This is a genomic window from Romboutsia sp. LXY-2, assembly GCF_056171995.1.
Genome location: NZ_JBKFGI010000020.1, coordinates 1 through 23257 on the forward strand (window position 1 = coordinate 1; position 23257 = coordinate 23257).

A 23257-nucleotide genomic window follows, 5' to 3' on the forward strand; every position below is an offset into this window, starting at 1 on the left:
CTGCAGGAATATGAAGTAGCTTTAGTTAGTGTTACAGAAATGTTTGATACATCAACACCTCAAGGGATGCTGTTCTTACAGATGCTAGGAAGTTTTGCAGAGTTTGAAAGAGCCATTATTAATGAAAGAACTAGAAATGGAAGAATAGCAAGGTTAAATGAAAATAAATGGGTTGGTGGTAAGCCTTCATTTGGATATAAAGTAAATAAACATGGTCAATTTGAAGTGGATGATGAAGAATCTAAAATAGTTAAGGATATATTCAAGCTAAGGTCTAAGGGGCTTTCATTAGCTAAGATAGGAGCTAAGTATGGATTTTCAAAGCAGAAGGTAGATTATATATTAAAAAATAAAAACTATATTGGTATATTTGAGTATCATGGAAAAAAAGAAAAAAATGAGTTATCTATTGATATAGAGCCTATAATATCAAGATATATGTGGAATAAAGTTAATAATAAAGGGAGTTGATTAAGCTATGAATGATAGAAAAATATATGAGATTCACTATACATACTCTGATATTGCTGATAGCTGTAATTTTAAGAGAAGTGATATAGTATATACAACAAGAAGTGTAATTAAAATAGGAGAGATGATTAATTTTAGCGGTAGAACTGGTAAAGTAATAAACGTAGAAGAACCTAAGATTAAGAATGAGACAATGTTAGGGAATACATACTACAAAGGAAAGTTATACATTCAATATATATGAACTCTACCCAAGCCCCAATGTTAGCAATAGAGTTTGTTATTAAGTTTACGATTAAGCACGCTATCATATTATCAGTCCCCCCTAATTGGCAAGCATAAGAAAAAAATACTGTATTAAACAAAGCAAAAGTTATTAATGAATCAATAGAGTTTCTATTGCTAACATTTGTGGGCGCACCAGCATTTTTCATTGGGAATCGAGTACAATTCATATATGTAAGTATATAATTTATTCTAATATTATATCACTTTAAAGTGATACTTTCGGATTTAGAACGTAAAATTTCGAGAAAATACAAATTGGTTTAAAAAATGAGTGTACCGAAAAGTGTTCTCTTAGTATTATAGGCACTTTAGGACTGTTTTGTTTTTAGTTATAGAGATAGATTTCCTTAGGATGTTCTTATTCCCAAAGGCAAAAGCATGGGAAAAGAATAGTATTTTTAAGCTTTAAAGATTTTAAGGAATATTTAGTATAGATACGTAAAGGAGAAAAATATGAGATTTACAATAGATAAAGAAAAGATTGAAAAAAGGAATAGGGAAAGAGATTATACTATTCCTTACCATGAATTATTAGACCCTGACAGAGAAAATGAGAGGGGAAAAATGATAGAGTTTTTTAAAGATAATGAAGTGATTTTATATAATTGCATGGGAGCATCAGATGTAGATTATGAAGTATTTGTAGGATGTATGGAAATATACAATAATACAGGAGTAAATTATTTCTATGATTTTTCTGATTTAAGATTAAACTTTCAATATAAAACATTAGATAAAGGAATTAAAGGATATAGTAGATCATGGGATAGTAGTAGAGATATATTTGATAGAAATTTTTTAAACAATTATTTAGAGGAAGTATCAAATACTATAAAACTTATGCAATTTTTTGGTATAGAAAACTTATATGATACAAGTGTAAATCAATATATTGAGCATTATAATAGAGCTGAAACTGAATTAAATGAATGGCGAATTGAAGAACTTGAAAAGAGAAAAGTAAAGGAGGAGACATCTTTTGATAAAATGAGAAATAGTTATTACAATTTTGAGGATTTTGATAATAACAAGTTTAATATGATTTTCAAAGAATGTATCCAGGATATGGATATGGGAAAAAATATTTATATATTAGATGAGGTTATTAATATCAATGTAAACTTAGATGATAATAAGACATTTATAGTATTTTTAAGAAAGAATGATAAAGTTTGTTTTGTTGGTAGAACTACAAATTTATTAAATTATATAGGTACAAAGAGTAAGGAGCATGGCGCTGATAGAGTGGCTTTTTATCCGGTAGATAATGACTATATAGATGATATTTATATTAAGGCTCTTATAGAGTTTGATGTTGCTATAGGAGGGACTGTTAAAAATACAAATAGAAAATATATATCAATGACAAGTGTAAAAAGAATATTCAAAGAATTATATAAAATAAACTTAGTACATATTAAAAAGATAATAGCAAAATATGATATAGAAAGATTTTTAATAGGAGATATCATAATTTTTGATAAAATAGAGTTAGATAGAGCAACAAGAGATTATTTAAATTTAAAATAAATGACTTGATTCTACAATTTGAAAATATAGCAATGAAAATGGGGATAGATATAACTAAAGTGCTATTTGAATACAATAATCAAAATAATCTTTGAAACTTCTAAAAAAGCCCCTCATAAGCTTATATAGACATTCTTAAATGTTTCGTAAGTTATGTACTCTACTGGATATGTTACGAATAAGCTTGCTTTTTCCATATTCAGTCATGAGTGTTCTTATTAGTTTTACTTATAGTCCATTTTTTAAATTTCATATCATGCCTGCAACATATAAAAAGATATGTTGTTACTTTTTATGTCTAAAAATAGAACAGAAAAGAAACGAAAAAATACCTTTACTAGTCTTTACTAGTATTTAAAAAAGTATTTAATAGTATTTAATAGTATTTAGGCATACCCTAACCCCTTGAAAATACTAATGTTAAGACGTTTAAAAGCGACAAATTAGGTATTTATTACGACTTATTAGGGAGTAAAGACGACAAATTAGGGACTTAACTACGACGTATTAGGGAATAAAAGCGACGTATTAGGGAATAACTACGACAGATTAGGGAAAGAAAAAGCGACAAAGATTAAAAAGTTGACGCAATTAATATCCTTTGGTAATCTATAAATATAATTAAGTAATGGGTGGGAGAGTAAATATGAACCTTATAGAAGAACTAGAGAATAATCGTATATTAATGAAAAATAATATGCTAGTAAAAGCTAGATATAGCCTAAGTCTAGTTGAAAATAGAATATTTTTATCTATTTTATACAAACTTCAAAAAAAATCAGATGGTATATTAACTTGTTCAATTAGTCATTCGGAATTTAAAGAGATAGTTAAATTTAAGGGGAAAAATACTATCAAAGGTATTTTAGATGTTTTAGAAGAGCTAAGAAAAAAGCCTATATATTTTAGAGAAGAGAAGAAAAATAAAAAAGGTAGCATTTGGGGAGCATATGGATTTATAAATGGGTATGAGTACGACGACGAATTAGGGATGTTTAATATTGAAGCATCTGAAAAGATACATAATTTATTAAAAGAGTATTTAAAAATGGGGTATACACCTATTAATGTTCAGATTTGGTTATCTCTTAATAACTCATATGCACAGCGTTTTTATGATTTATTAAGGCTTTGGAGTGGAACAAAAGATACTATAAGCTATAAGATAGATGATATCAAGGAATTATTGATGTTAGACGATAAATATGGAAAATACAATGATTTCAAAAGACGTGTTATACTTCCAGCTATAAAAGAGCTTAATGAAACAGGATATTTTGAGATAAATATAAAAGAAAATAAAGTAGGTAGAAAAGTAGACTCAATTGACTTTATTGTAAAAGATTTGGACAAGCGAAAATATTTTAATAAGGAAGATAGTTTGATTCAGGCACCAAGTGAAGTAATTGAAGAGGTTGCTGCTATCACAGAGGATGTTACTTGTGATGATAAAAAAGAGGCTATTTTTATACCTAACTTTAGTGTTGATTGTGAGAATATAAATGAATCAATAGAATGTGACTTTGAGCCTTTTGTTCATGATGAAACATTATTTACTAAAGGAACTTTAAGAAGTTTTAAAAAGGACTTTAGAGGCGTTGATTTTAAGAATAAATATATGGAAAAAGCTTTTGATGATGCTGTTATGGTAACTCTTGATAGAGATGATGTAGAGACTATTAAAGCGACTTCATACAAGTTCTTCAAGGGTACTTTGGATAATAAGATTGTGGAGTATAAAATTGAAGAAAAAGAGGATATAGAGCATCAAAGAAATATTGAGATGTTTTGGTAGGATTCACGTTTAAGTGAATTATAAATTAGTGTTTATTTATATTAAAATTTATAAAATAAATTATATTAAAAATTGATACAAAAATCATAGTTAAAATTACAAAATGAATTATATTGAAAATCATAAATAAACTATAAGATAAATTGTTTTATGATTTATTTATGATTTAGAAAAAAAGTAAAAAAGAATCAATTTATAAATCTTAATTAGATTTATAAATTGATTCTTGATTATTTCCTTCTATTACCTTTGTTCTTATTCTTTTTGTCATACTCTTTAGCATTCTTATTTATATCAAAATTAGTAGGTAAGTTACCCCTAGTAGTCTCTATCGTAGTCTCTAAAATATTCATAATAGTTTTATTTACAGTAGTATTTTTAGCTTGAGAAATGGCCTTTAAAAGATTTAAATCTTCTTCTTTAAAGTAGACAGATATAGGAGTTTTCTTTACAGATTTTTCTTCTTCCATTTCAAATAAATTTAATCCAGAAGATACTATTATATCTTTTTCAAATGTATCTTTTACTACATTATCAACCTTATCTTTATAACTTTTTTTAGTTATTTTTACTTCATTAGCATCATCTATAAATTTTTCTAAGCCCATTTATAACACATCCCTTCTTGTTAACTCTTCTATAAAATCATTAAACTCGTCCCTAATTTTGTGAGCTTTTTTTATTTTTCTTAAATAATCATCTATATCCATTTTACTTAAAATAGCATTTTTTATTATTGTAGTATCACTAATTTTAGTTTCTAGTAAGTCTTGTTTTATATTATCGAACGAATCTAAATACTCACTAAATATATCTCCTGAAGATAATTTCCTACTTGTATATGAATTTATAACAACTGCTCTTTTAGATTCATTTGTCATTTCCATCTCTTCAAGATCTTGATTGAACTTTTGATAGAATAATTCACAACCTCTTATACTTGCAATATCTTGATATTCAAGAGGGGTAATTATTGAATCTGAGACTAGCATAAAGTTTCTAGCAATAAGATCATATGAAGGTGATAAATCTATAAATATGTAATCATAATTTTTAAGCTCATCTATGTTACCTTTAAACCATCTCCATACAGCTTTCTCACGATTAGTTTTAGTTGTTAAAAACTCAGATAATACTGATAAACTCAAATCACTAGGAATTAAATCCATGTTAGGATAGTCACCCATTGGAGAGGTGATTATAACTTCTTTGGCACTAGATCCATCAGTAAGAGCCTCAAACATTGTTTTCTTATCATGTACTATTTTATACATAAATTGAGTTAAATTTGCTTGAGTGTCAGCGTCTATAATTAATACTTTTTTTCCTTGCTTGCTTAGTTTTATGGCTGTTAATATTGTTAAAGTGGTTTTTCCTACACCACCTTTAACATTGAAAAAACTTACTATTTTCAATGTATTCACATCCTTTATAATATAATTTATAAAATAAATTATATCACAAATTATTATTAGATTCAAAATGAAAATTATGATATAATTCTAATAAAAAATCTAATATAAATTATATGTCTATATTTTTAGACAATATCTACTAAAATATAATACAAAAATTGACATATAGAGAGTTCTATGAAAAAAGAGCAATAGGCTATTGTAGAATATCAACTGTAATGCAGATAGATAAAATTAGAATATACGCTAAACTTTACGATATAGTGATATATAGAATATTTATAGATGGAGCAGTATAGGAAAAATACATAGATACTAGTGTAGGAGAGAATGGACGATGTAAAAGAAAATAAGATAGACATGATTACAGTTTATAGAAATGATAGAATTCTCTGTTTTTATCTTTTTAAAATTTAAAAACAGAGGATAAGTGAATTTTAAATATCCTCTGTTTTATTAATAGTACAATATTATTTTTTTACAAATGATTTTTGTATGCTTGTAGGTGCCCATCCGTTATACGTTACCCATTGATCTGTATCATAGGCTCTATGTTCTCCATACAATTCATGTATAGTGAACTTGATTTTATAATCAGATAATTTATATCCAGCAGCTTGTGAAATTATTTCGGATACAAGTGCTGCAAATTTACCTCCTACAGTAGGTAGTATAAGTCCTGCAACCCCCAATGAGCCTAGCAATGAATACCAACCTAACCTTGCAAGGTTATACATATCGGTAGCTTCTCCATAAACAACTCTTGTTCTAGTTTCACCTATTTTTGGCATTTTTTAATTTCCTCCTAGTTTTCTATTTATAAGTTAAAGATATTTTTCAGTCTATTTTGTAAACCTGCTATAAAAATATTGTTTTATTTATTATAATTTAATATTATTTAATTAAAAGGGAGGGATTTTTATGGCATTTGAGTTTGTAATTGGCTTTATGTTTGTAATTGGAGGGATTTATATAAAACAAAAAAAAGTATTTAATAGCTCTTCTGATGCTAGAAAATACGATGTTGAGAAATTAAATAATACTATTTCATTAAATCTAATTGTGCTTGGATTAATTAAAGTATTATTTTTCTTCATATCTATTATTAACCCAAATTTAAAAGAAGTACTTAATACATTGTATACTATTAGTTTAATAATACTTGTTTTTATTCTTGCAATATCATTAAATAGATGTAAAAAAGATTAGAACAGATAAGTTGATTAAAAAGGTTATAAATTCAGATAGTAGAGTAATGTAAAGTATAAGTATGATAAGTAAAATGTAATTTCTTTATTAGTATTACGTTTACTAATATTATTAAAGTAGTTTTTCATAGTCCTGCCTTTAATATTGAAGAAATCTGCTATTTTCAATATACTTATATCAATTTCTAAATGATTTTTAAAAAGAATTATATAAAAAAATATTATTAAATTTAAAATATAAATCATGATAAGATTCTAATAAAAAATTAAAAATAATTTATATGTCTGTATTTTTAGATATTAGGTACTAAAGTATAATAAAAAAATTGACATCTGGAGGATACTACGAAAAAAAGTAGCATGCTATTGTAGAATATTAACTGTAATGCAAGTAGATAATACTTCGCTTAAGGATCAAGAAGACAAGATTAGAATGTATGCTAAATTTCACGATATCGTGCTAGATAAAATATTTATATACAAAGCAATATAAGGTAAATTAACTGATATACCAGGGTATGATAAGATGATGGATTATGTAAAGAATAGTTGGCCAAAATAAAAAAATAGTCAAATTTTATTTAAATAAGTGTTCATATATACTAAAAGTAGACTACAATTATATTAAATTTATATAATTGTATAAAATTATAATCTAAGATCTCGTCATATTAATATATTTAATTAAAATTCTCTCAGCACAAAGTAGCTTTTTATTTTTTAGTGATTAAAGAATATACTTTTAGATTATTCTGATGATGTGCATAACATGGAAAGGAGATTAAAAATGATAAAAAAGAAATATTTAATTGTTTGTATATTGACATTAATATTTTTCAGTATACTTTTATATAAGAACTACTTTTATTATCAAATGTCATATAATCCAATTGCTAGACAGTCTTCAGAATTAAGTGATTCAACTTATACAGAATATAATCCTGATTATTCAAGCTTTTATAATAAACAGGGAAGTAAACTTAGTGGAGTTACAAGAAGTAAAACTACAAATACCTCTATTTATGAATATATATCGGGGTTAGAATTAAAACCTTCAAAAGAAGAAAAGTCTCATTATATAATAAAAGGTGAATATTTATTAGGATTTAATTCACCAGTTAAGCATGACATAGTTATAAATATTTTTTCAGATGATTTATCCATAATTCAAATTTTATCTACCAGATATGGTTTTAGGGAAGGATACTATAAAATAACAAATGATACATTTGATTACGAATATATTAATAGATTAATTGAAAATGAGGAAAGAAGGAATTAATAAACTCCTTCTTTCCTCATTTTATATATCAAAGTTACATATTTGTCCAATTACTAGAACCTTTATACTTAGCTGCAATTATACTATTAACTTTACTAGTTACAAAGCATATACCCCTATGTTCTGGGTATTCAAGTATACCTACATTAACTTTTATCTTATCAAATTGTGTGTATCTATCAAAGAAAAGTCTAGTTTCAGCCAAACCGGCACATCCATCATTAACAAGACTACCTACTTTCATTGGATCAGTTGGTAATAATGATGTTATAAGACTTGAAATACCAAGAGCTGTAGCACCTAATCCTGGTATCATCAATAGAGATACAATTGATGTTATAGTTGAATATGTTTTAATATAATTTTCGATAGTTGCAGAATTAGTCTCTTTCTTCTTGAATATGTTGTCATATAGAGACCTTTGATAGTCAATCATTTTGACTATATCCGTTGGAGCTACCTCTATTACTTTTGTATAATTTTTTGCCATTTAAAAACATTCATCTATTATTTATTATAAGATTTTATCTTACACTAAATAAATAGGCGAATACGCTATAAATTGTAAATATATATAGAATATAAATCCTTAAAAAATGAGCAATAACAGATAGTTTCGTATACATAAGATAAGTCACTAATCAACTTTTAAAGTATAGTTGGATTTAATAAAAAAAGGACATATTTACATGCCATACTTTTACTTGTTTTTGCATCTATCGACTGAGCAATTGCGTATTCCAGACAAAAACGACGCTACCCTACCTAAAGAAACAGAGCACTGTATACTGAAACACCTGTAAGTATTAAAAATATTACTGGATAATAGATAGTCCTAGCTATAACTTTTTTTGAATCATAGTACTCATCTAAAGAAATATATGCTTCTTGTGCAAAGTGTAGATATACACCTAAATATATAACATCCATCTTACTAAAATAAATCCCACATAATAAGCAAACTATAACTAATAGCGTAACTAAGTTAAGAATAAACTTTTTCAAAATACATCCCACCTTTAAGTTGTTTAATTATACTATTTATTTAATTTATATGGTTTACATTTATAAAAAAAAAAGACTATATATACAGTGTAAAACAAAACAAGATGGCCATCAAGTTATATTTTACATAAATTTTTTATTAAAAGGAGATATAAATATGGCATTCCCAGCAAATCCATCAATAGGACAAACATATACAGCGAGAATAAGAATATCTAATCAAGAATTAAAAGATGTTGGTATAGTAACAGGTATGGCTCATGGAGTAATCGCAGGAAAAATAAAACCTTTATTACAAAAAAAAGTAAGTGCAGCATTAGGAAGTACTGCATCTAAATTTTTCACTCCAATCTTTATAGCTTGTGAAGCGATAGGTTTCTACGGATATATATTACAAGCTTTAAATAGAAAAGGAGTGGAAATAACTATGGGGTTCAAATATAAAAGAATAGAAGCTTGCCAACAAGGTGCTTGCTACTACTACAATGATTGGACTCTTAATGAAGGTATAAGAATAACAACATACTAAAACTCAAATTAAAGTCATTTTAATAAAAAAGAAGTAGCATCTGTTACTTCTTTTTTTGTGTGTGCCCAGATATAATCATAATTTTTAAGTTCATCTACGTTACCTTTAAACCATCTCCATACAGCTTTTTAACGATTAGTTTTAGTTGTTAAAAACTCAGACAACACTGATAAACTTAAATCACTAGGAATTAAATCCATGTTAGGATAGTCACCCATTGGAGAGGTTATTATAACTTCTTTGGCACCAGATCCATCAGTAAGAGCCTCAAACAGTGTTTTCTTATCATGTACTATTTTATACATAAATTGAGTTAAATTTGTTTGAGTATCAGCGTCTATAATTAATACTTTTTTTCCTTGCTTGCTTAGTTTTATAGCTGTTAATATTGTTAAAGTGGTTTTTCATACACAACCCTTAATATTGAAAAAACTTACTATTTTCAATGTATTAACACCCTTTATAATATAATTTATAAAATAAATTGTATTATAAATTATTACTAGATTTAAAATAAAAATTATTATATAATTCTAATAAAAAATTAAAAATAATTTATATGTCTATATTTTTAGATATTATTTATTAAAGCATAATACAAAAATTGACATCTGGAGGATACTATGAAAAAGAGTTGTAGGGTATTGTAGAATATCAACTGTAATGCAAGTAGATAATACTTCGCTTAAGTACCAAGAAGACAAGATTAGAATGTATGCTAAGCTTCACGATATAGTGATAAATAAAATGTTTATAGATAAAGCAGTATCAGGTAAATCAACTGATAGACCAGAGTATGACAATATGATGGACTATATTAAAGAAAATAATATAGATATGATTATGGTTTATAAAAATGATAGAATACATAGAAGTTTATATAATTTATTGGCTATGATATATGAGCTACAGGAGCATGAGGTAGCTCTAGTAAGTGCAACGGAGATGTTTGACACGTCAACACCCCAAGGGATGTTGTTCCTACAGATGCAAGGTAGCTTTGCAGAGTTTGAAAGAGCAATTATAAATAAAAGAACTCGTAATGGAAGAATAGCAAGACTTAATGAAAATAAGTGGGTAGGTGGAAAGACTACGTTTGGAGATAAAGTAAATAAAGATGGTAAATTTGAAATAGATGGAGAAGAATCTAAAATAGTTAAAGATATATTTAAATTAAGGTATAAGGGGATTCCATTAGCTAAAATAGGTGCTAAGTATGGATTTTCAAAGCAGAAGGTAGACTATATATTAAAAAATAAAAATTACATAGGAGCATTTGAGTACCAATGTAAAAAAGAAAAGAATAATATTGTAATAGAAATAGATCTAATAGTATCAAAGTATATGTGGAATAAAATTAATAAGATGTAGTTAGTATGTTATAAGTCTATATTAGATGTAAATAAGGATTCATATTAAATAAAGTACTACTAAAATAACTTTTAAAGGTGTCTAGTGAAAATGCCCTTAGAATACATTATCTGGATTCTAAGGGTTTAAATGTTATTTAAATATGTAACTTAGTCCCTAAAGTAAAATTTAATAACTAGTCACCACTTTCATTAAGTTTTGTTTGTTTTTTTATACTAACTATATAACTAATAAGTGCTATTCCTATTGAAATATATTTTATATTAGTCATTAGTCGTTGTAAGTCGGTATTTAAAGCTCCTATAAGCGATACCATGATCAAGATTAACCCAAGTATCAATGTATGAAGAAAAGACACTTTTTTAACTTTAACAAGGTCATATTTGCTATTGTCATAACCTAATTTTAAGGTACCATTATTTATCAAAAACGCTGCTATTATAAGCATTATCCCCGCTGCACCACCACTAGTAATTATATCTTTAAACATAGCCCCACCTCCTTCTGTTAATTAAATGGTATTTTAAATAAAAAAAATAGTCAATTTTCATTTATAAGGTTCATAAAAGATAATCAACGATGGACTTTTAATGAATAAAAAGGGAGGGTATAAAAAATGGAGTATGAGGTTGATTTAAATTTATTAATGAGTTTCTTAAATGGATTGACAGCTTTAGAGCAAGATATAGTAAACGAGATTTATATTAAGAAAAATAATATGATCTACATCTCGAGGACAAGATCTCTATCAATTAAAAATATAAATAGCATACATAGAACAGCGTTGAGTAAGATACAAACTAATATAGATATGTACAATAATGAGATCTATATTTAAATATATTATTAAGGATATTGATTAATTTGAACTATATATACGTATAGAAAATTTATAAAGAGGCTTAGTATGAATATTAGTTCAATGGAGAAGAGTTTAAACTTATTAGTCCATTATGAACTGATCATGTTAATTTTTTAAGTAGATATATATTTGAAGATTTAAAAATTATAACTAGATAGGGATTAAAAAAACTAGAAATAAAGGAGCTAGAGTGGTGAACCATATCCTACATTAATTTATTGGTATTGAGCAAAATTTGATACAATATTATAGAAAAAAGTTGGTTCTCCAATAGAGATTAAAGCACATACGTAATCTCAAAAATAAAGTAATTATAAAAACTATCATATTTGAGCTGAAGAGCTTATGATAGAAATGAATTTTATGGAAAAATATAGTGATATTAATCAAAAATTTCATCGATACAATAGTTGGATTTTTTATCATATATAGAAATAGTTATCCAAGTATTAGTATACCTATCCTTAATACAGTACTCTAAGCATTTAACATATCTATTTATATCTTGTCATGTAACCTTCAAGTAGCCTCGCTATTAGATTATGTCCATTAAGCTATTCGCTATTTATCAAGTTTATCGAATTTATACTATGTATAATTATTTAATCTTAATTGTTGTTCTGATGATATACAATTAGGTTAAATTTATACTGCCTCTAAAAATAAAAGATGTAGTTAGACTAAATCATACCTAGGAGCATATACAAAAAATAATTTATATATGTTTCAAATATAAGAATTAAATTAATTAGTTTACTCTCACACATAATTATTATTTATTATAAGTATAGGGGGGGATGCAGATGGATACAGAGATAGTAAATTTTTTTATCTCTCAAGGTGTATTCGCAGTTTTATTTGGATACTTATTATTATATGTATTAAAAGAAAATAGTAATAGAGAGGCTAGATACCAAGAATTACTGCAAGATTTAACTAATCTTTTGCCTGAGATAAAGCAAGATATATCTAGTATAAAGGATTCTCTAAAGAAACAATAAACATCTAGTATATATAAAAATCAACACAAGTATACAAAAATATAAATAATATTACAAAATAATTAGTTTACATTTGAATGGGAATACCTTTTTTATAAAGAAAAAGGGGGATTTCCTATGAGTAAGTTTTACAATATGATATATAGCTATAAAAATAATAATCCAAATGTGTTTGTGGACATTATAGAAGCATTTGACCCTTTGTTAAATAAATATCAAAGAAATGGATGCTATGAAGATATAAAAAATGATCTAATAGAATTTATGTTTTTATTATTACTAAAACTTCCTATAGAAAAGGATATTTTCAAAGAAGATAAGTATATAGTATCTTATATACTTATCTTCTTTGAATAACAGGTATATTTATTTGAATAAGAAAAATAAAGATAGAATTAATAGAGAGATAAAAATAGACAATAATTATATAGAGGCAGGTTACAATGATAATTGGAGTACTATTTTATTTGAAGATATGATTGATATTTTAACCGAATTAGAAAAAGATATTATAAATAAAATATATAATCTTGGATACTATGAAGCCGAAATAGCAAGATATTATAACGTATCGCGACAGGCTATAAATAAAACTCATAAAAGAGCCTTATCTAAAATTCAGAAAAAGTACCTTAAGACTAAGTGATAAACAATTTATATTTAAGTAAGTGAATAAAGATGGTAAAGAAGCATAGTTTTTTTATTTTATTGTGGTGTATATATGGGATAGAGTTAACACTAAAAAGTAGGTGTATCAAAAAATATTCGCTTTGGTATTGGTGGATTTAGACCTATATTGCTTTTTATGTACTAAAAAGTAATTTTATGTTACAATTTATCTATACCAATCGGATAATAAAAAAGTTAGGAGACCCGTCGCCAAACAGAAATCCTAACTTTTAACAATAACCCTAAAAAGATAAGAGAATCTTAATAGAGATTTTATATATAATTTATAATTCTACTAACATAGAAAATCTATGCAGGTAGTTTTGTTTTCTATAGTCATTTTATCACATGGCTACAGAAGTGACAATATATATATAATAACTTCTCTTATCTTTCTAAGGTGCATTATCGGAAAAACGAGGGGAGTTTTTTTAATGCAAGCAATTAAATTACAAGAACTTTATGAAATTAATATAGATGAATCAAGGAAACATTTAACAAATTTACATAAGAGTAGTGAAGGATATATAACTGTTGCTAGTAAATCTCCAGATTATAGTCAATGGCATTACAAAAGGGAAGATTTACTTGAGAGAACAGAAGATATCATAAATGATATCAATGCATATGTATCTCAAAACACGTTTTATAGACCACAAAGAAGAATTGAGAATATAAAAGAGCTTAGAGCTATTTATATTGATATAGATTGTTATAATTCAAAATATACAAAAGAAGCTGTTAAATATTTTTTAGAAAATGATTTATATGGTAGTAAAATACCAGCACCTAATTATTTAATAGATAGTGGTCGTGGACTTTACTATATAATTTTAATAAAGCCGGTTCCGAGTATGGCATTACCTTTATGGTATGCGGTACAAAGATATCTATTTAATACTTTAAAAAAATTCGGAGCAGATGCAAATGCACTTGATCCAACAAGAGTATTAAGAATAGTTGGGACGTTAAATTCAAAGAGTGGTACATGCGTTGAGGTACTCGATGCACATGATTATGAATATTCACTAAGAGAAATTCAAGAAGAATATTTACCAGAGATTTCAGTGAAAAAGAGGTCAAAGGGTAGACCTAAAAAAATGGTTAGCCTTTTTACTGAATATAGTCTTTATCATGCAAGAGTTATTGATATAGCAAAGGTTTGTGAGCTTAGGGATTATGATGTAGAAGGTCATAGAGAAATTATTTTATTTTTATATAGATATTTCTCTGCTTGTTTTACAGAGGACGCAGACGAAGCTTTAAGTAGAGCTCTAGAATTAAATGCTATGTTCAAAAATCCATTACCTGAGAATGAGGTTATTCAAGATACTAAATCTGCTACGAAAGCCTATGAGAATAGAATATACAAATATACAAATACGAAGCTAATTGAAATACTAGATATAACATTAGATGAGCAGCAGCACCTGATAACAATTATATCTGGTAAAGAAAAATATAGAAGAAGTGCAGAAGAACAAAAAGCAAAGAAAAAAGCTAAGAGAAGAAATGAAAATGGATTAACTAAAAGAGAACAGGAAAAACAAGATAGATTAAATAAGATAAAGGAGCTTCAACAACAGGGATTAAATCAAAATCAAATAGCAAGCCAAATCGGAATAAGTAGACAAGCAGTAAGCAAATTACTTAAATCTTTAACTAATTAATATGTCAACTGAAACGTCCTCTTTGTATTGGGGGGCTTTAGCCCTGATATGCTTTTATTTAGATAGTCAGTGTTTTGCTAGGAGGTTCTTATGGATGAGAAGAATATTTGGTTAAAGATTAGTGGGAGTATTACTTATTATTTTAAGTGTTACAATAGAACTTTAACTAATGAAGAACTTTGGTTAGATTATGTAGAGTATGTATTACCTGATGTGGATGGAGATGGAGTTCATACTTATTTGGACAAGCAGAGTTTAGATAGAATTGTTATAGATGAAAAAATGATGGTTAAAGCTAAAATAGCATTTATGGAAAGACTTGAAAAGAGAAGAGCTAATGCAAAGCCAATTAAAGAAGAAAAGAAAGTATTAGCAGAGGTAATGGATTTTTTTAAATATAAGAAAAGTTTATAAGAGGTGAAATATATGAATTCAAGCAGCAATCAACTTCCATTAATTGAAAGTGTTGAAGATGTTATTTTAAATATCAAGGTATTTAATGAAGATTTAGATACTAGTGAATCATTAATATCTAAGTTGAGTTTTTTTACACATTGGTATTATAGTGAAAAATTAGATTTATTTGGACCAAGTAAATTTATTGGTTATAAAGGAAATACATCTGATAATTATAGAAAAGGAACAAGTCGTGAAAGTGGCTATATGTGTGGAACTGTAACACAACCAATATTATCAGGATTATTTGATTCTGTTGATAGCCTTGATAGGGAGAAAGCTGATAAACTATATGATAAATTAGAAGTTTTTACAAATTATTATGATAAAAAGCCTAATAAGAGAGCAAAGATATATATAGTTAGATAATTTAAATTTTAATATATTTTGTGTTGTTATCTACACTATATATTTGAGGGAGAAAATGCAATATGAACTTTATAGATACGATTATAGGTAAGTTTAAAATTAAAGAGTTAGCTGCAATTTGTTTTTTTTCATCTTTAATCTTAATATTATTGCCTACAGGTATTTTAAAAAAATTAGCTGTACTTGAATTTAGGGACACTCATAAAACAACAATAAGTTTAGTGTTAATAGTTACAAGTTCTTATTACATATTCAATTTTATAAGAATTTTAAAAATTATTATTTTAAATAAAATGTTCCCTGATGATAAAAAAGCTATAAAATATATGAAAAACTACATGAGTGAAGATGAGATGTTTTTAATCATAGAAACATTTTATGATAGCTCTAATAATATATTTAGATCTACTGGATATATTAATATTTCAGAAGGTAGAAAAGCAGCTCTTGAAAGCAAAAAAGTAATTTATTTATCTGCGCATGTTAGTCGTTTTGACGAATTTGCATATAGTCTACAACCTTATGCTAGAAAATTTTTAAATAAAAATCTAAAAAAAGGTAATATAAGAATAGACAACAATAACCTTACGTATTCTTTAGAATAGATTTAAAGAAATGAGTTTTTAGTAGGAAAATAGAAGTATCTGTAGAATATCCCTTATAAATAATTTTATAGGAGGATATTTTATGGATTTAAAAATAAGTGACCTACCTCTACAATTTGAAAATATAGCAATGAAAATAGGGATAGATATAACTAAAATGCTATTTGAAGAATTTTGGGGAACATCTGTGTACTTTCCTACTGAAAAGATGATATATAAAGAAGCTAGAGATAGAGAAATAGTATCAGAATATAAAGAATTAGCAGCTAAATATAATATGTCTGAAAGCTACATCAGAGCTATTATAAACAGAAATAAGAAAAGTGCTTAATACTACCATTGACAAAACGTTGATGAACACAGTATTATAGGACCTTATAGAATTAAAATTCTAGATTTTTAGATCAAAAAAGCAATACACCTAATTTTTATATTGGGTGTATTGCTTTTTTACATTTTATTATTCAACTCATTTATGTTTGAGTTCAAAGAATTAATTCCAATGCTCAGGTTCTCTAGTTACCCTTCTATTCTGACAAGTAGATACATTGTCACGATTACAGGAAAGCCGAAATTAGCTCCTAATTGCATTAAATCTAGTTCTATTGATATATTATTCCAAATAATCTTTTAAACTGCTAAGAAAGCCCCTTAGGCACTTAGAGAAGTATTCCTATTGTTTCATGTGTTACGTAACAATAAGGTTAAATTCAGGTTCCTCTAAAGTAATACATATATAGTATGTAGAAGAAAGTGTACAACCGTTGAAAATGCTATATTTTAAAAAAACACTAAAATCATGTCCAAATAGAGAAAAAATCTAACTTATTAACAAAATATCCACATTTAAAAAGAAGGAATTTTGTTTACATAATATAATAGTAAAAAGTATAACCATATAAAACTAGGGGGGATTTTCATGAGAATTGGAACTAATGCAGGGCATACTTTAACAGGTCAAGGTAGCGGAGCTGTAGGACTTTTAAAAGAATCTGAATGTAATAGGCAAGTAAACAGCCACTTTATTAATCAAGCTAATAAGTATCTTACGGTATATAACTGTACCACAGATAAGAGCAATGACTATCTTTATGACGTAGTTAAGATGGCAAATAGCTATAATTTGGACCTAGCAATTAGCCACCATATGAATTGTTTTCATGATGAAGATGCTAATGGAGTGGAGATATTAGTATATGATTTGAATGATAAGAAAACAGTTCAGATAGCTAATAATATTCTTAATGAATTAACTAAATTAGGACTTAAAAACCGTGGTGTTAAGGAGAGAAAAAATCTATATTGGCTAAGTAAAACAAAGGCTAAGGCAATATTAATCGAGTATCTGTTTATCAGCAATAAATCTGATGTATCCAAATATAATCCCCAAAAGCTTGCAGCTGCAGTTATAAATGGATTATTAAATAATAGCCCAGTTAAGCCACCAGTAAGTAGTGGGACAGGTTTTGAATATTCTAATGGAAATTATAACAGAAAAGCTATAGTAGTTAATACTAATGGATCAGGACTTAATGTTAGAAGTGAAAGAGGTGTATATGGAGGTATTATTGGTAAATTCAAAGAAGGTCAAGTCATTACAGTTAATTACTGCCTACATAATTGGTTTTCCACATACGATTTAGGCCATATAGGATATATTAATGGTCCATATGTTAAATTACTATAAGGGGGGATAATATTGGGAATTGAACTTAAAGATATACCTTCACAATATAGTGACATTGTGGAGGTCATGGGTCTAGATAAATTTATTGAAATTTGTGAGTTTAGTGGAGGACAAAACATATACATTCCAACAGTCAAAACACTTGAAAATACTATCAGGAATAAAGAAATATTAAGTTATTACAGTGAGGGCTATTCTATAAAGCAACTATCAAAGAAATATAATCTAACTACCAGTTCAATTAGGCAAATAATAAAAAATCCTCGTTAGGAAACAAGGATTAAAGTTAATTATTCATTTTATCTATAGATATTTTTAAATCTGAAATACATGAGCTTAATTTATCTAATTTACCTTCAACTCTAATCAATAGGTAGAATGTGATTGCAATTGGAAATCCAAGGTTAGCAACGCTATTATATATCTCTTCCATAGTGATTTATCCTCCTTTGTAATTTGAAATTCGCTTCGCTTGAGCGACTACGTCTGCGAACTATTTCATATCGCCAACGTCTGCTCGGCAAGCTTTGAGCGACTGCGTCGGCGAATCATTTCACATCCCGTTGCTTAAATCATTAGCGGTTGGAATTATAAAAAATAGGACTTCATGAGAAGCCCTATTTTTGTGAGTAGTAAGCTTATACTAGGTCGTATTCTGTTGTGTCTGTTACTATTATTTTAGCCTCAACTGCACCTACTATACTTAGTCCATTTGGAGCAAATATATTTTTAGAAACTACTAAATCCATAGCATCTTTTATTTCTACTTCTGTTATATCTGTTCTAGGTTCATCAACTGTTAATGATACTCTTTTCGCATCTTCGTCTTTGAAAGTCATTAATAGTCTAGTTTTCATTATACTCGCCATTTTTAAGTTCCCCCTATATTAAAATTTTTATAACTACTGAGCTATAGTTGTATTATCTAATTTTGCTATATTTATTAAAATACCATCTTGTAATGAGGCTAGCATTACACCAACATCATATACATCTTGAGCTGATGCAGTAGGTTTTAATGATCCATACGATTTATTCTTTCTAATTGCCTTTTGTGTTTCTGGATCTTTTCCAAAGTCGTAACTTAATCTTAATGAACTTGGGTTTTTTACTTCAGTAACTGCCATAGTAGTTTACCTCCTAATTTATATTTTTTGAAATCTATAGATTAACTTAATTTTAGTGAGTTATATTGATTATGAAAAATAAAATATTTAAACGAAATATTTCACTGTATTGTGATTATTTTAGATGTGTGAAAATAGGACAGAAAAGAACAGAAAAATTTCCTTTGGTCATATTGGTAACGACAAAGTCTGTTACTAAAAATGACCTTTACTAGTCTTTACTAGTATTTAAAAAAGTATTTAATAGTATTTAATAGTATTTAGACATATCTGTAAGTATTGGTATTACTTGGGTTAAGCTCTTTAATTATGACATATGGGAAGCTAACTATGACATTTAGGAAGTATATTATGACATATGGGAAGCCTAACTATGACACTTAGGAAATTTAATATGACGTTTGGGAAATCTAATATGACATTTAGGAAGTGTAACTATGACATTTAGGAAATTGATTGTCATAGTATTTTTTTTATAGTATTATATATAAAATGTACAAAATATTAGAGGTGAAAAATGGATAAAGATGAGCTTAGGAAGCAATTTGGAACAGATGAAGATATAAAGGTATTGATGAAGCATAATGCATTAGTTAAAGCTAAATATAATTTGACATTAGTTCAAAATAGGGTATTTGAGCTTTTATTATATAAATTTCAAAAAGAAAAAGATGGTATTTTAAGTTGTGATATTCATAGAGATGAATTTAGAAATTTAATAGGAAAAGAAAAGGATAAAACTATAAAAGGAGTAAGTGATTTACTGGAATCTCTTAGAGTTAAGGAGATTTTAATAGCTGAAAAGATAAAAGGTAAGGATAAGTATAAGTGGCATAGGTTTGGACTTATAAATGGATCTATCTATGATGAAGATAAAGATGTGTTTACTGTAAAAGCTACAGAAGAGATATATGCTTTAATTCAGAATTATTATGACAAAAGGGAAGGACACACACCGATTAATTTAATAGTTAAATTGGGAATGAATAATTATTATGCTCAAAGGTTATATGATTTGTTAAGAGTTTGGAGTGGAACTAAGCAAGTTATAAATTATGAAGTTGAAGAGTTAAAAGAGTTGTTACAAATAGAGGAAAAGTATAACCTATATGGAGACTTTAAGAGAAGAGTTATACTACCAGCTATAAAAGAGCTTAATGAAACAGGATACTTTGAGATAGATATAAAAGAAAATAAAGTTGGTAGAAAAGTTGATTCTATAGATTTTATAGTAAAAGACTTGGATAAAAGAAAGTATTTTACTAAGGAAGAGGTTTTAATAGATACACCAAGTGAAGTAATTGAAGAGGTTTCTGTTACTATTGAGAGTTGTATTAGTGACGATAAAGAAGAGCCGATTTTTAAACCTAAGTTTAGTGCTGATATAGATGGTATAATGGAGCCAAAAGAATGTGACTTTGAGCCCTTTGTACCTGATGAAGAGTTGTTTACTAAAGGTACTTTAAGAAGTTTTAAAAAGGACTTTAGAGGTGTTGACTTTAAGAATAAATACATGGAAAAAGCCTTTGATGATGCTGTAATGGTGGTTCTTGATAGGGATGACGTAGAGACTATTAAAGCGACTTCGTACAAGTTCTTTAAGGGGACTTTGGATAATAAAATTGTGGAGTATAAGATAGAGGAAAAAGAAGATATTGAACATCAAAGAAATATTGAGATGTTTTGGTAGTAATTCACGACAAAGTGAAATGCTAAGACCATTAAATGTATAAATAAGATTTCGTAATGTTTTGAAATACAAAATAACTATTCAAAATAGAATGAAATATATATATTCTAAAATTGTACAGTTATTTTCTTGGAAAAACCTTAAAGTATTAAATTTAAATGCTTATTTTGCTTAATATACGATTTTTGCATTCTATCCTAATTAGAAGAAATAGCAAAAGTAAATACTATAATATGTAATAAATACAGCTATATTAGGTTAACTTTACATATTTTTTTTTTAATGATATCCATTTTAAACAATAATTAATAGCTACAAATGTCAATACAGGTACAGTATTATGAATAGTTGAATCTTGACTTAGGGATATCGGAACTATCAGTATACTTTCTATTATTATTAACAAGCAGTTAAATATAGCAAATAAAAATTGAGTATTATAATATTTATCATTTAGCACGGTAACATTTTTTCTTTTTATACCACTTATTCTGATCCCACTTATAAAATATACAACTTCTTTTTTCTTATAACACCAGAAATTATAAATAAAATATAATATTGATGATGATATATAAATCGATATAATTATACTCTTTAGCAAATCTTATTTCCCCCCCAATGTTTTTATTATTAAATATAATCCTATTATATCAATTCATATATGCAATGAAAACATTTTTAATAAAAATTAAATTATAAGTACAAAAATCATTTACACCAATTAAACTAAGTGATAAAGTTAAAAAGGTAGATTTTAACAAATAATACTAAATATCGATATAATTAGTATTATTTGTTAATTAATTTAATCGAGGGGGAAAAGATATGAGAAAACTAAAGGGGAATGTATTAAAAATTGTGTCAACATCTATGGCAATGATGATGGTAATGAGTGGTGTAGCTAGTGCCCAAACAAATACTATTAGTCCAAATGAAAAAGTATCAATAACTTTGCTTAGTGAAAACAATTATCTAATTGAAGATTTAGAAAAGGAAGCTAGTTTTGTATACACAGCAAGCGAAGATATGAAGTCAGCAGTAATAATAGATGAAAAGGGTAAAAAGTCACATCTTACAATAGATGAATATTATGATGAAAACAGCGGTATTAAAAGTTTAACAGTGAAAATAGATGGAGAGATTACAGCAACAGGGGAAGTTTCAACAGGTAATATTAATGATACAGATTCTAGTGAATTAAGAGAACGTATGATTGCTGCCAAAGGAAATTATGATTATAAATTGATCAATACATTTACGATAAATCCTGATCTTACTAAATCAATACTGTCAGTAGCATCATCTATACTTGCAGTAGCATCAGTGGCTCTTACTGCTGGTATTGCTCACACAGTTGCACAAGAAGCTGTAAAATTATTTAACTTAGATGAAATAGTAAGAAATGCAGGTATACGTATTAATCAATTATATTCTAAAGATGCACCGATGAATCTACAAATTAAGGCTGTAACTAGAATATATAAAGATTCTGCAATGCAACATATGAAAAAAATGTTTACTAGCTTTAGAGCAGTTTAAATAAGATTAGTTTTTAGCGAGAGGGAAACAAAGTTTCCCTCAAGAACCCCTGGGGGGAAAAAACTTGTCATTTACGTTAGTTATAATTAATTCCATTAATTCTTTTTTACGAGAGGTTGATAGGTAGAGTAGTCAAGGTGAAGCGTTTTGGCTACACTACCTATCTTTATTTTATTCTAGGGTCAAAGCTTACGAGGTCAGGCTACGCTCCACAGACTAGTCAAAGATGAGACGCTTTTGACTAGACTGTTACGCTCCGCTAAAACCAAAAACCTATGTGAGCATTAGCTTCTCTTGGCTATAGCCCACCCTCGCCACCCTAGTTGGTTCAGGCCAGTTTCATTTTGCAAAGTTCGCCTTGGTGTAGTTAGTTTTATGGGTAGAACGAAACGCTTATCAATATATATTTTTTCCTTTTTTAGCTTCTTGTATTATTTTATTTTTGAGTGATAGTACTACTATTAAAGTATCTTTTTAGCACAGATACTCTAGAATATATATTATCTATACTGTATATACTCTACTGTCCTTTAAGACCTTTAAGATCTTTTAAGAGCATTTTTATTTTTGGAAATTTAAAGCAAAATCATTAGCTTTTGTTAGTTGGTCGTCTTCATCATCACCGTGTCGTGTCCCATGTGACGAAAAAGATGTCACAAATGGGACAAGGCTTTGCCTATTGCTG

31 protein-coding genes and 2 pseudogenes are annotated in these 23257 nt (G+C 27.3%); 22 read left to right on the forward strand and 11 right to left on the reverse strand.

What is annotated here, in order from left to right:
* The 4 genes from ACI48P_RS20840 to ACI48P_RS20855 all read left to right on the forward strand — a co-directional run.
* On the forward strand, nucleotides 1-471 hold a 471-nt coding region (locus ACI48P_RS20840; RefSeq protein ID WP_475219240.1), incomplete at its 5' end, for a recombinase family protein.
* 7 nt (nucleotides 472-478) lie between these two features.
* Nucleotides 479-715: a hypothetical protein gene (locus ACI48P_RS20845; RefSeq protein ID WP_475219242.1), complete on the forward strand. Its 237-nt coding sequence runs from the start codon at nucleotides 479-481 to the stop codon at nucleotides 713-715.
* A gap of 497 nt (nucleotides 716-1212) precedes the next feature.
* On the forward strand, nucleotides 1213-2289 hold the full coding sequence (locus tag ACI48P_RS20850) for a hypothetical protein (protein ID WP_475219244.1): 1077 nt from the start codon (nucleotides 1213-1215) through the stop codon (nucleotides 2287-2289).
* Nucleotides 2290-2935: 646 nt separating this feature from the next.
* The gene (locus ACI48P_RS20855; protein WP_475219246.1) at nucleotides 2936-4084 is read left to right on the forward strand and encodes a replication initiation protein; all 1149 of its coding nucleotides are present in this window, start codon (nucleotides 2936-2938) and stop codon (nucleotides 4082-4084) included.
* A gap of 230 nt (nucleotides 4085-4314) precedes the next feature.
* Here the strand turns inward: ACI48P_RS20855 and ACI48P_RS20860 are convergent, their stop codons facing one another.
* The 3 genes from ACI48P_RS20860 to ACI48P_RS20870 form a co-directional block, all read right to left on the reverse strand.
* Nucleotides 4315-4692, reverse strand: coding sequence for a hypothetical protein (locus ACI48P_RS20860; RefSeq protein ID WP_475219248.1), 378 nt, complete (start codon nucleotides 4690-4692; stop codon nucleotides 4315-4317).
* Nucleotides 4693-5508 (reverse strand): ParA family protein, encoded by an 816-nt coding sequence (locus tag ACI48P_RS20865; protein ID WP_475219250.1) that lies wholly within the window; start codon nucleotides 5506-5508, stop codon nucleotides 4693-4695. It abuts the gene before it with no gap.
* 461 nt (nucleotides 5509-5969) lie between these two features.
* Complete coding sequence (locus ACI48P_RS20870) at nucleotides 5970-6290, reverse strand: hypothetical protein (RefSeq protein ID WP_475219252.1); 321 nt, start codon at nucleotides 6288-6290, stop codon at nucleotides 5970-5972.
* Nucleotides 6291-6420: 130 nt separating this feature from the next.
* On the opposite strand from ACI48P_RS20870, the gene ACI48P_RS20875 reads away from it, so the two are divergent.
* Both ACI48P_RS20875 and ACI48P_RS20880 read left to right on the forward strand, forming a co-directional pair.
* Nucleotides 6421-6708 (forward strand): hypothetical protein, encoded by a 288-nt coding sequence (locus tag ACI48P_RS20875; protein ID WP_475219254.1) that lies wholly within the window; start codon nucleotides 6421-6423, stop codon nucleotides 6706-6708.
* 786 nt (nucleotides 6709-7494) lie between these two features.
* Nucleotides 7495-7989, forward strand: coding sequence for a hypothetical protein (locus ACI48P_RS20880; RefSeq protein WP_475219256.1), 495 nt, complete (start codon nucleotides 7495-7497; stop codon nucleotides 7987-7989).
* Nucleotides 7990-8023: 34 nt separating this feature from the next.
* Here ACI48P_RS20880 and ACI48P_RS20885 read toward each other — a convergent pair whose 3' ends face one another.
* Nucleotides 8024-8479, reverse strand: coding sequence for a hypothetical protein (locus ACI48P_RS20885; protein ID WP_475219258.1), 456 nt, complete (start codon nucleotides 8477-8479; stop codon nucleotides 8024-8026).
* Nucleotides 8480-8754: 275 nt separating this feature from the next.
* Complete coding sequence (locus ACI48P_RS20890; RefSeq protein WP_475219259.1) at nucleotides 8755-8994, reverse strand: hypothetical protein; 240 nt, start codon at nucleotides 8992-8994, stop codon at nucleotides 8755-8757.
* A gap of 157 nt (nucleotides 8995-9151) precedes the next feature.
* Here ACI48P_RS20890 and ACI48P_RS20895 point away from each other — a divergent pair, with 157 nt between their 5' ends.
* On the forward strand, nucleotides 9152-9523 hold the full coding sequence (locus ACI48P_RS20895; protein WP_475219261.1) for a hypothetical protein: 372 nt from the start codon (nucleotides 9152-9154) through the stop codon (nucleotides 9521-9523).
* A 128-nt stretch (nucleotides 9524-9651) separates the two neighbouring features.
* Here the strand turns inward: ACI48P_RS20895 and ACI48P_RS20900 are convergent.
* A pseudogene (locus ACI48P_RS20900) lies at nucleotides 9652-9915 on the reverse strand (ParA family protein); the annotation flags it as partial.
* 253 nt (nucleotides 9916-10168) lie between these two features.
* On the opposite strand from ACI48P_RS20900, the pseudogene ACI48P_RS20905 reads away from it, so the two are divergent.
* Both ACI48P_RS20905 and ACI48P_RS20910 read left to right on the forward strand, forming a co-directional pair.
* Nucleotides 10169-10585, forward strand: a pseudogene (locus ACI48P_RS20905) (recombinase family protein); the annotation flags it as partial.
* Nucleotides 10586-10687: 102 nt separating this feature from the next.
* Nucleotides 10688-10894 carry a recombinase family protein gene (locus ACI48P_RS20910; protein ID WP_475219326.1) on the forward strand — a complete coding sequence of 69 codons (207 nt, stop codon included), beginning with the start codon at nucleotides 10688-10690 and terminating at the stop codon, nucleotides 10892-10894.
* A gap of 175 nt (nucleotides 10895-11069) precedes the next feature.
* Here the strand turns inward: ACI48P_RS20910 and ACI48P_RS20915 are convergent, their stop codons facing one another.
* Entirely contained in the window at nucleotides 11070-11384 is a 315-nt protein-coding gene (locus ACI48P_RS20915) for a hypothetical protein (protein ID WP_475219263.1), read from the reverse strand.
* Nucleotides 11385-11510: 126 nt separating this feature from the next.
* On the opposite strand from ACI48P_RS20915, the gene ACI48P_RS20920 reads away from it, so the two are divergent.
* The 9 genes from ACI48P_RS20920 to ACI48P_RS20960 all read left to right on the forward strand — a co-directional run bounded on the left by ACI48P_RS20920 (nucleotide 11511) and on the right by ACI48P_RS20960 (nucleotide 16857).
* Nucleotides 11511-11732, forward strand: a complete 222-nt coding sequence (locus tag ACI48P_RS20920) for a hypothetical protein (RefSeq protein WP_475219265.1) — start codon at nucleotides 11511-11513, stop codon at nucleotides 11730-11732.
* 827 nt (nucleotides 11733-12559) lie between these two features.
* Complete coding sequence (locus tag ACI48P_RS20925) at nucleotides 12560-12757, forward strand: BhlA/UviB family holin-like peptide (protein ID WP_475219267.1); 198 nt, start codon at nucleotides 12560-12562, stop codon at nucleotides 12755-12757.
* 117 nt (nucleotides 12758-12874) lie between these two features.
* A complete protein-coding gene (locus ACI48P_RS20930; protein WP_475219269.1) occupies nucleotides 12875-13114 on the forward strand; it encodes a hypothetical protein in 240 nt (79 codons plus the stop codon).
* 13 nt (nucleotides 13115-13127) lie between these two features.
* The gene (locus tag ACI48P_RS20935; RefSeq protein ID WP_475219270.1) at nucleotides 13128-13403 is read left to right on the forward strand and encodes a sigma factor-like helix-turn-helix DNA-binding protein; all 276 of its coding nucleotides are present in this window, start codon (nucleotides 13128-13130) and stop codon (nucleotides 13401-13403) included.
* Between the two features lie 457 nt (nucleotides 13404-13860).
* Nucleotides 13861-15096 (forward strand): hypothetical protein, encoded by a 1236-nt coding sequence (locus ACI48P_RS20940; protein WP_475219272.1) that lies wholly within the window; start codon nucleotides 13861-13863, stop codon nucleotides 15094-15096.
* Nucleotides 15097-15186: 90 nt separating this feature from the next.
* Nucleotides 15187-15510: a hypothetical protein gene (locus ACI48P_RS20945; protein WP_475219274.1), complete on the forward strand. Its 324-nt coding sequence runs from the start codon at nucleotides 15187-15189 to the stop codon at nucleotides 15508-15510.
* Between the two features lie 12 nt (nucleotides 15511-15522).
* On the forward strand, nucleotides 15523-15921 hold the full coding sequence (locus ACI48P_RS20950) for a hypothetical protein (RefSeq protein ID WP_475219276.1): 399 nt from the start codon (nucleotides 15523-15525) through the stop codon (nucleotides 15919-15921).
* A gap of 62 nt (nucleotides 15922-15983) precedes the next feature.
* Complete coding sequence (locus ACI48P_RS20955; RefSeq protein WP_475219277.1) at nucleotides 15984-16526, forward strand: super-infection exclusion protein B; 543 nt, start codon at nucleotides 15984-15986, stop codon at nucleotides 16524-16526.
* A gap of 82 nt (nucleotides 16527-16608) precedes the next feature.
* On the forward strand, nucleotides 16609-16857 hold the full coding sequence (locus ACI48P_RS20960; RefSeq protein WP_475219279.1) for a Mor transcription activator family protein: 249 nt from the start codon (nucleotides 16609-16611) through the stop codon (nucleotides 16855-16857).
* A gap of 188 nt (nucleotides 16858-17045) precedes the next feature.
* Here the strand turns inward: ACI48P_RS20960 and ACI48P_RS20965 are convergent, their stop codons facing one another.
* On the reverse strand, nucleotides 17046-17117 hold the full coding sequence (locus ACI48P_RS20965) for a YvrJ family protein (RefSeq protein WP_475219328.1): 72 nt from the start codon (nucleotides 17115-17117) through the stop codon (nucleotides 17046-17048).
* Between the two features lie 328 nt (nucleotides 17118-17445).
* On the opposite strand from ACI48P_RS20965, the gene ACI48P_RS20970 reads away from it, so the two are divergent.
* Both ACI48P_RS20970 and ACI48P_RS20975 read left to right on the forward strand, forming a co-directional pair.
* Nucleotides 17446-18213 carry an N-acetylmuramoyl-L-alanine amidase gene (locus ACI48P_RS20970; protein WP_475219281.1) on the forward strand — a complete coding sequence of 256 codons (768 nt, stop codon included), beginning with the start codon at nucleotides 17446-17448 and terminating at the stop codon, nucleotides 18211-18213.
* 12 nt (nucleotides 18214-18225) lie between these two features.
* The gene (locus tag ACI48P_RS20975; RefSeq protein ID WP_475219283.1) at nucleotides 18226-18483 is read left to right on the forward strand and encodes a Mor transcription activator family protein; all 258 of its coding nucleotides are present in this window, start codon (nucleotides 18226-18228) and stop codon (nucleotides 18481-18483) included.
* A gap of 16 nt (nucleotides 18484-18499) precedes the next feature.
* Here the strand turns inward: ACI48P_RS20975 and ACI48P_RS20980 are convergent, their stop codons facing one another.
* The 3 genes from ACI48P_RS20980 to ACI48P_RS20990 all read right to left on the reverse strand — a co-directional run bounded on the left by ACI48P_RS20980 (nucleotide 18500) and on the right by ACI48P_RS20990 (nucleotide 19340).
* On the reverse strand, nucleotides 18500-18646 hold the full coding sequence (locus tag ACI48P_RS20980; protein WP_475219285.1) for a YvrJ family protein: 147 nt from the start codon (nucleotides 18644-18646) through the stop codon (nucleotides 18500-18502).
* A gap of 205 nt (nucleotides 18647-18851) precedes the next feature.
* A complete protein-coding gene (locus tag ACI48P_RS20985) occupies nucleotides 18852-19082 on the reverse strand; it encodes a DUF2922 domain-containing protein (protein WP_475219286.1) in 231 nt (76 codons plus the stop codon).
* Between the two features lie 33 nt (nucleotides 19083-19115).
* Nucleotides 19116-19340 carry a DUF1659 domain-containing protein gene (locus ACI48P_RS20990; RefSeq protein ID WP_475219288.1) on the reverse strand — a complete coding sequence of 75 codons (225 nt, stop codon included), beginning with the start codon at nucleotides 19338-19340 and terminating at the stop codon, nucleotides 19116-19118.
* Between the two features lie 517 nt (nucleotides 19341-19857).
* On the opposite strand from ACI48P_RS20990, the gene ACI48P_RS20995 reads away from it, so the two are divergent.
* Together ACI48P_RS20995 and ACI48P_RS21000 are read left to right on the forward strand one after the other, a co-directional pair.
* Nucleotides 19858-21030 (forward strand): replication initiation protein, encoded by a 1173-nt coding sequence (locus ACI48P_RS20995; protein ID WP_475219290.1) that lies wholly within the window; start codon nucleotides 19858-19860, stop codon nucleotides 21028-21030.
* A gap of 828 nt (nucleotides 21031-21858) precedes the next feature.
* Nucleotides 21859-22572 carry a hypothetical protein gene (locus tag ACI48P_RS21000; RefSeq protein WP_475219292.1) on the forward strand — a complete coding sequence of 238 codons (714 nt, stop codon included), beginning with the start codon at nucleotides 21859-21861 and terminating at the stop codon, nucleotides 22570-22572.
* Nucleotides 22573-23257: the final 685 nt, after the last annotated feature.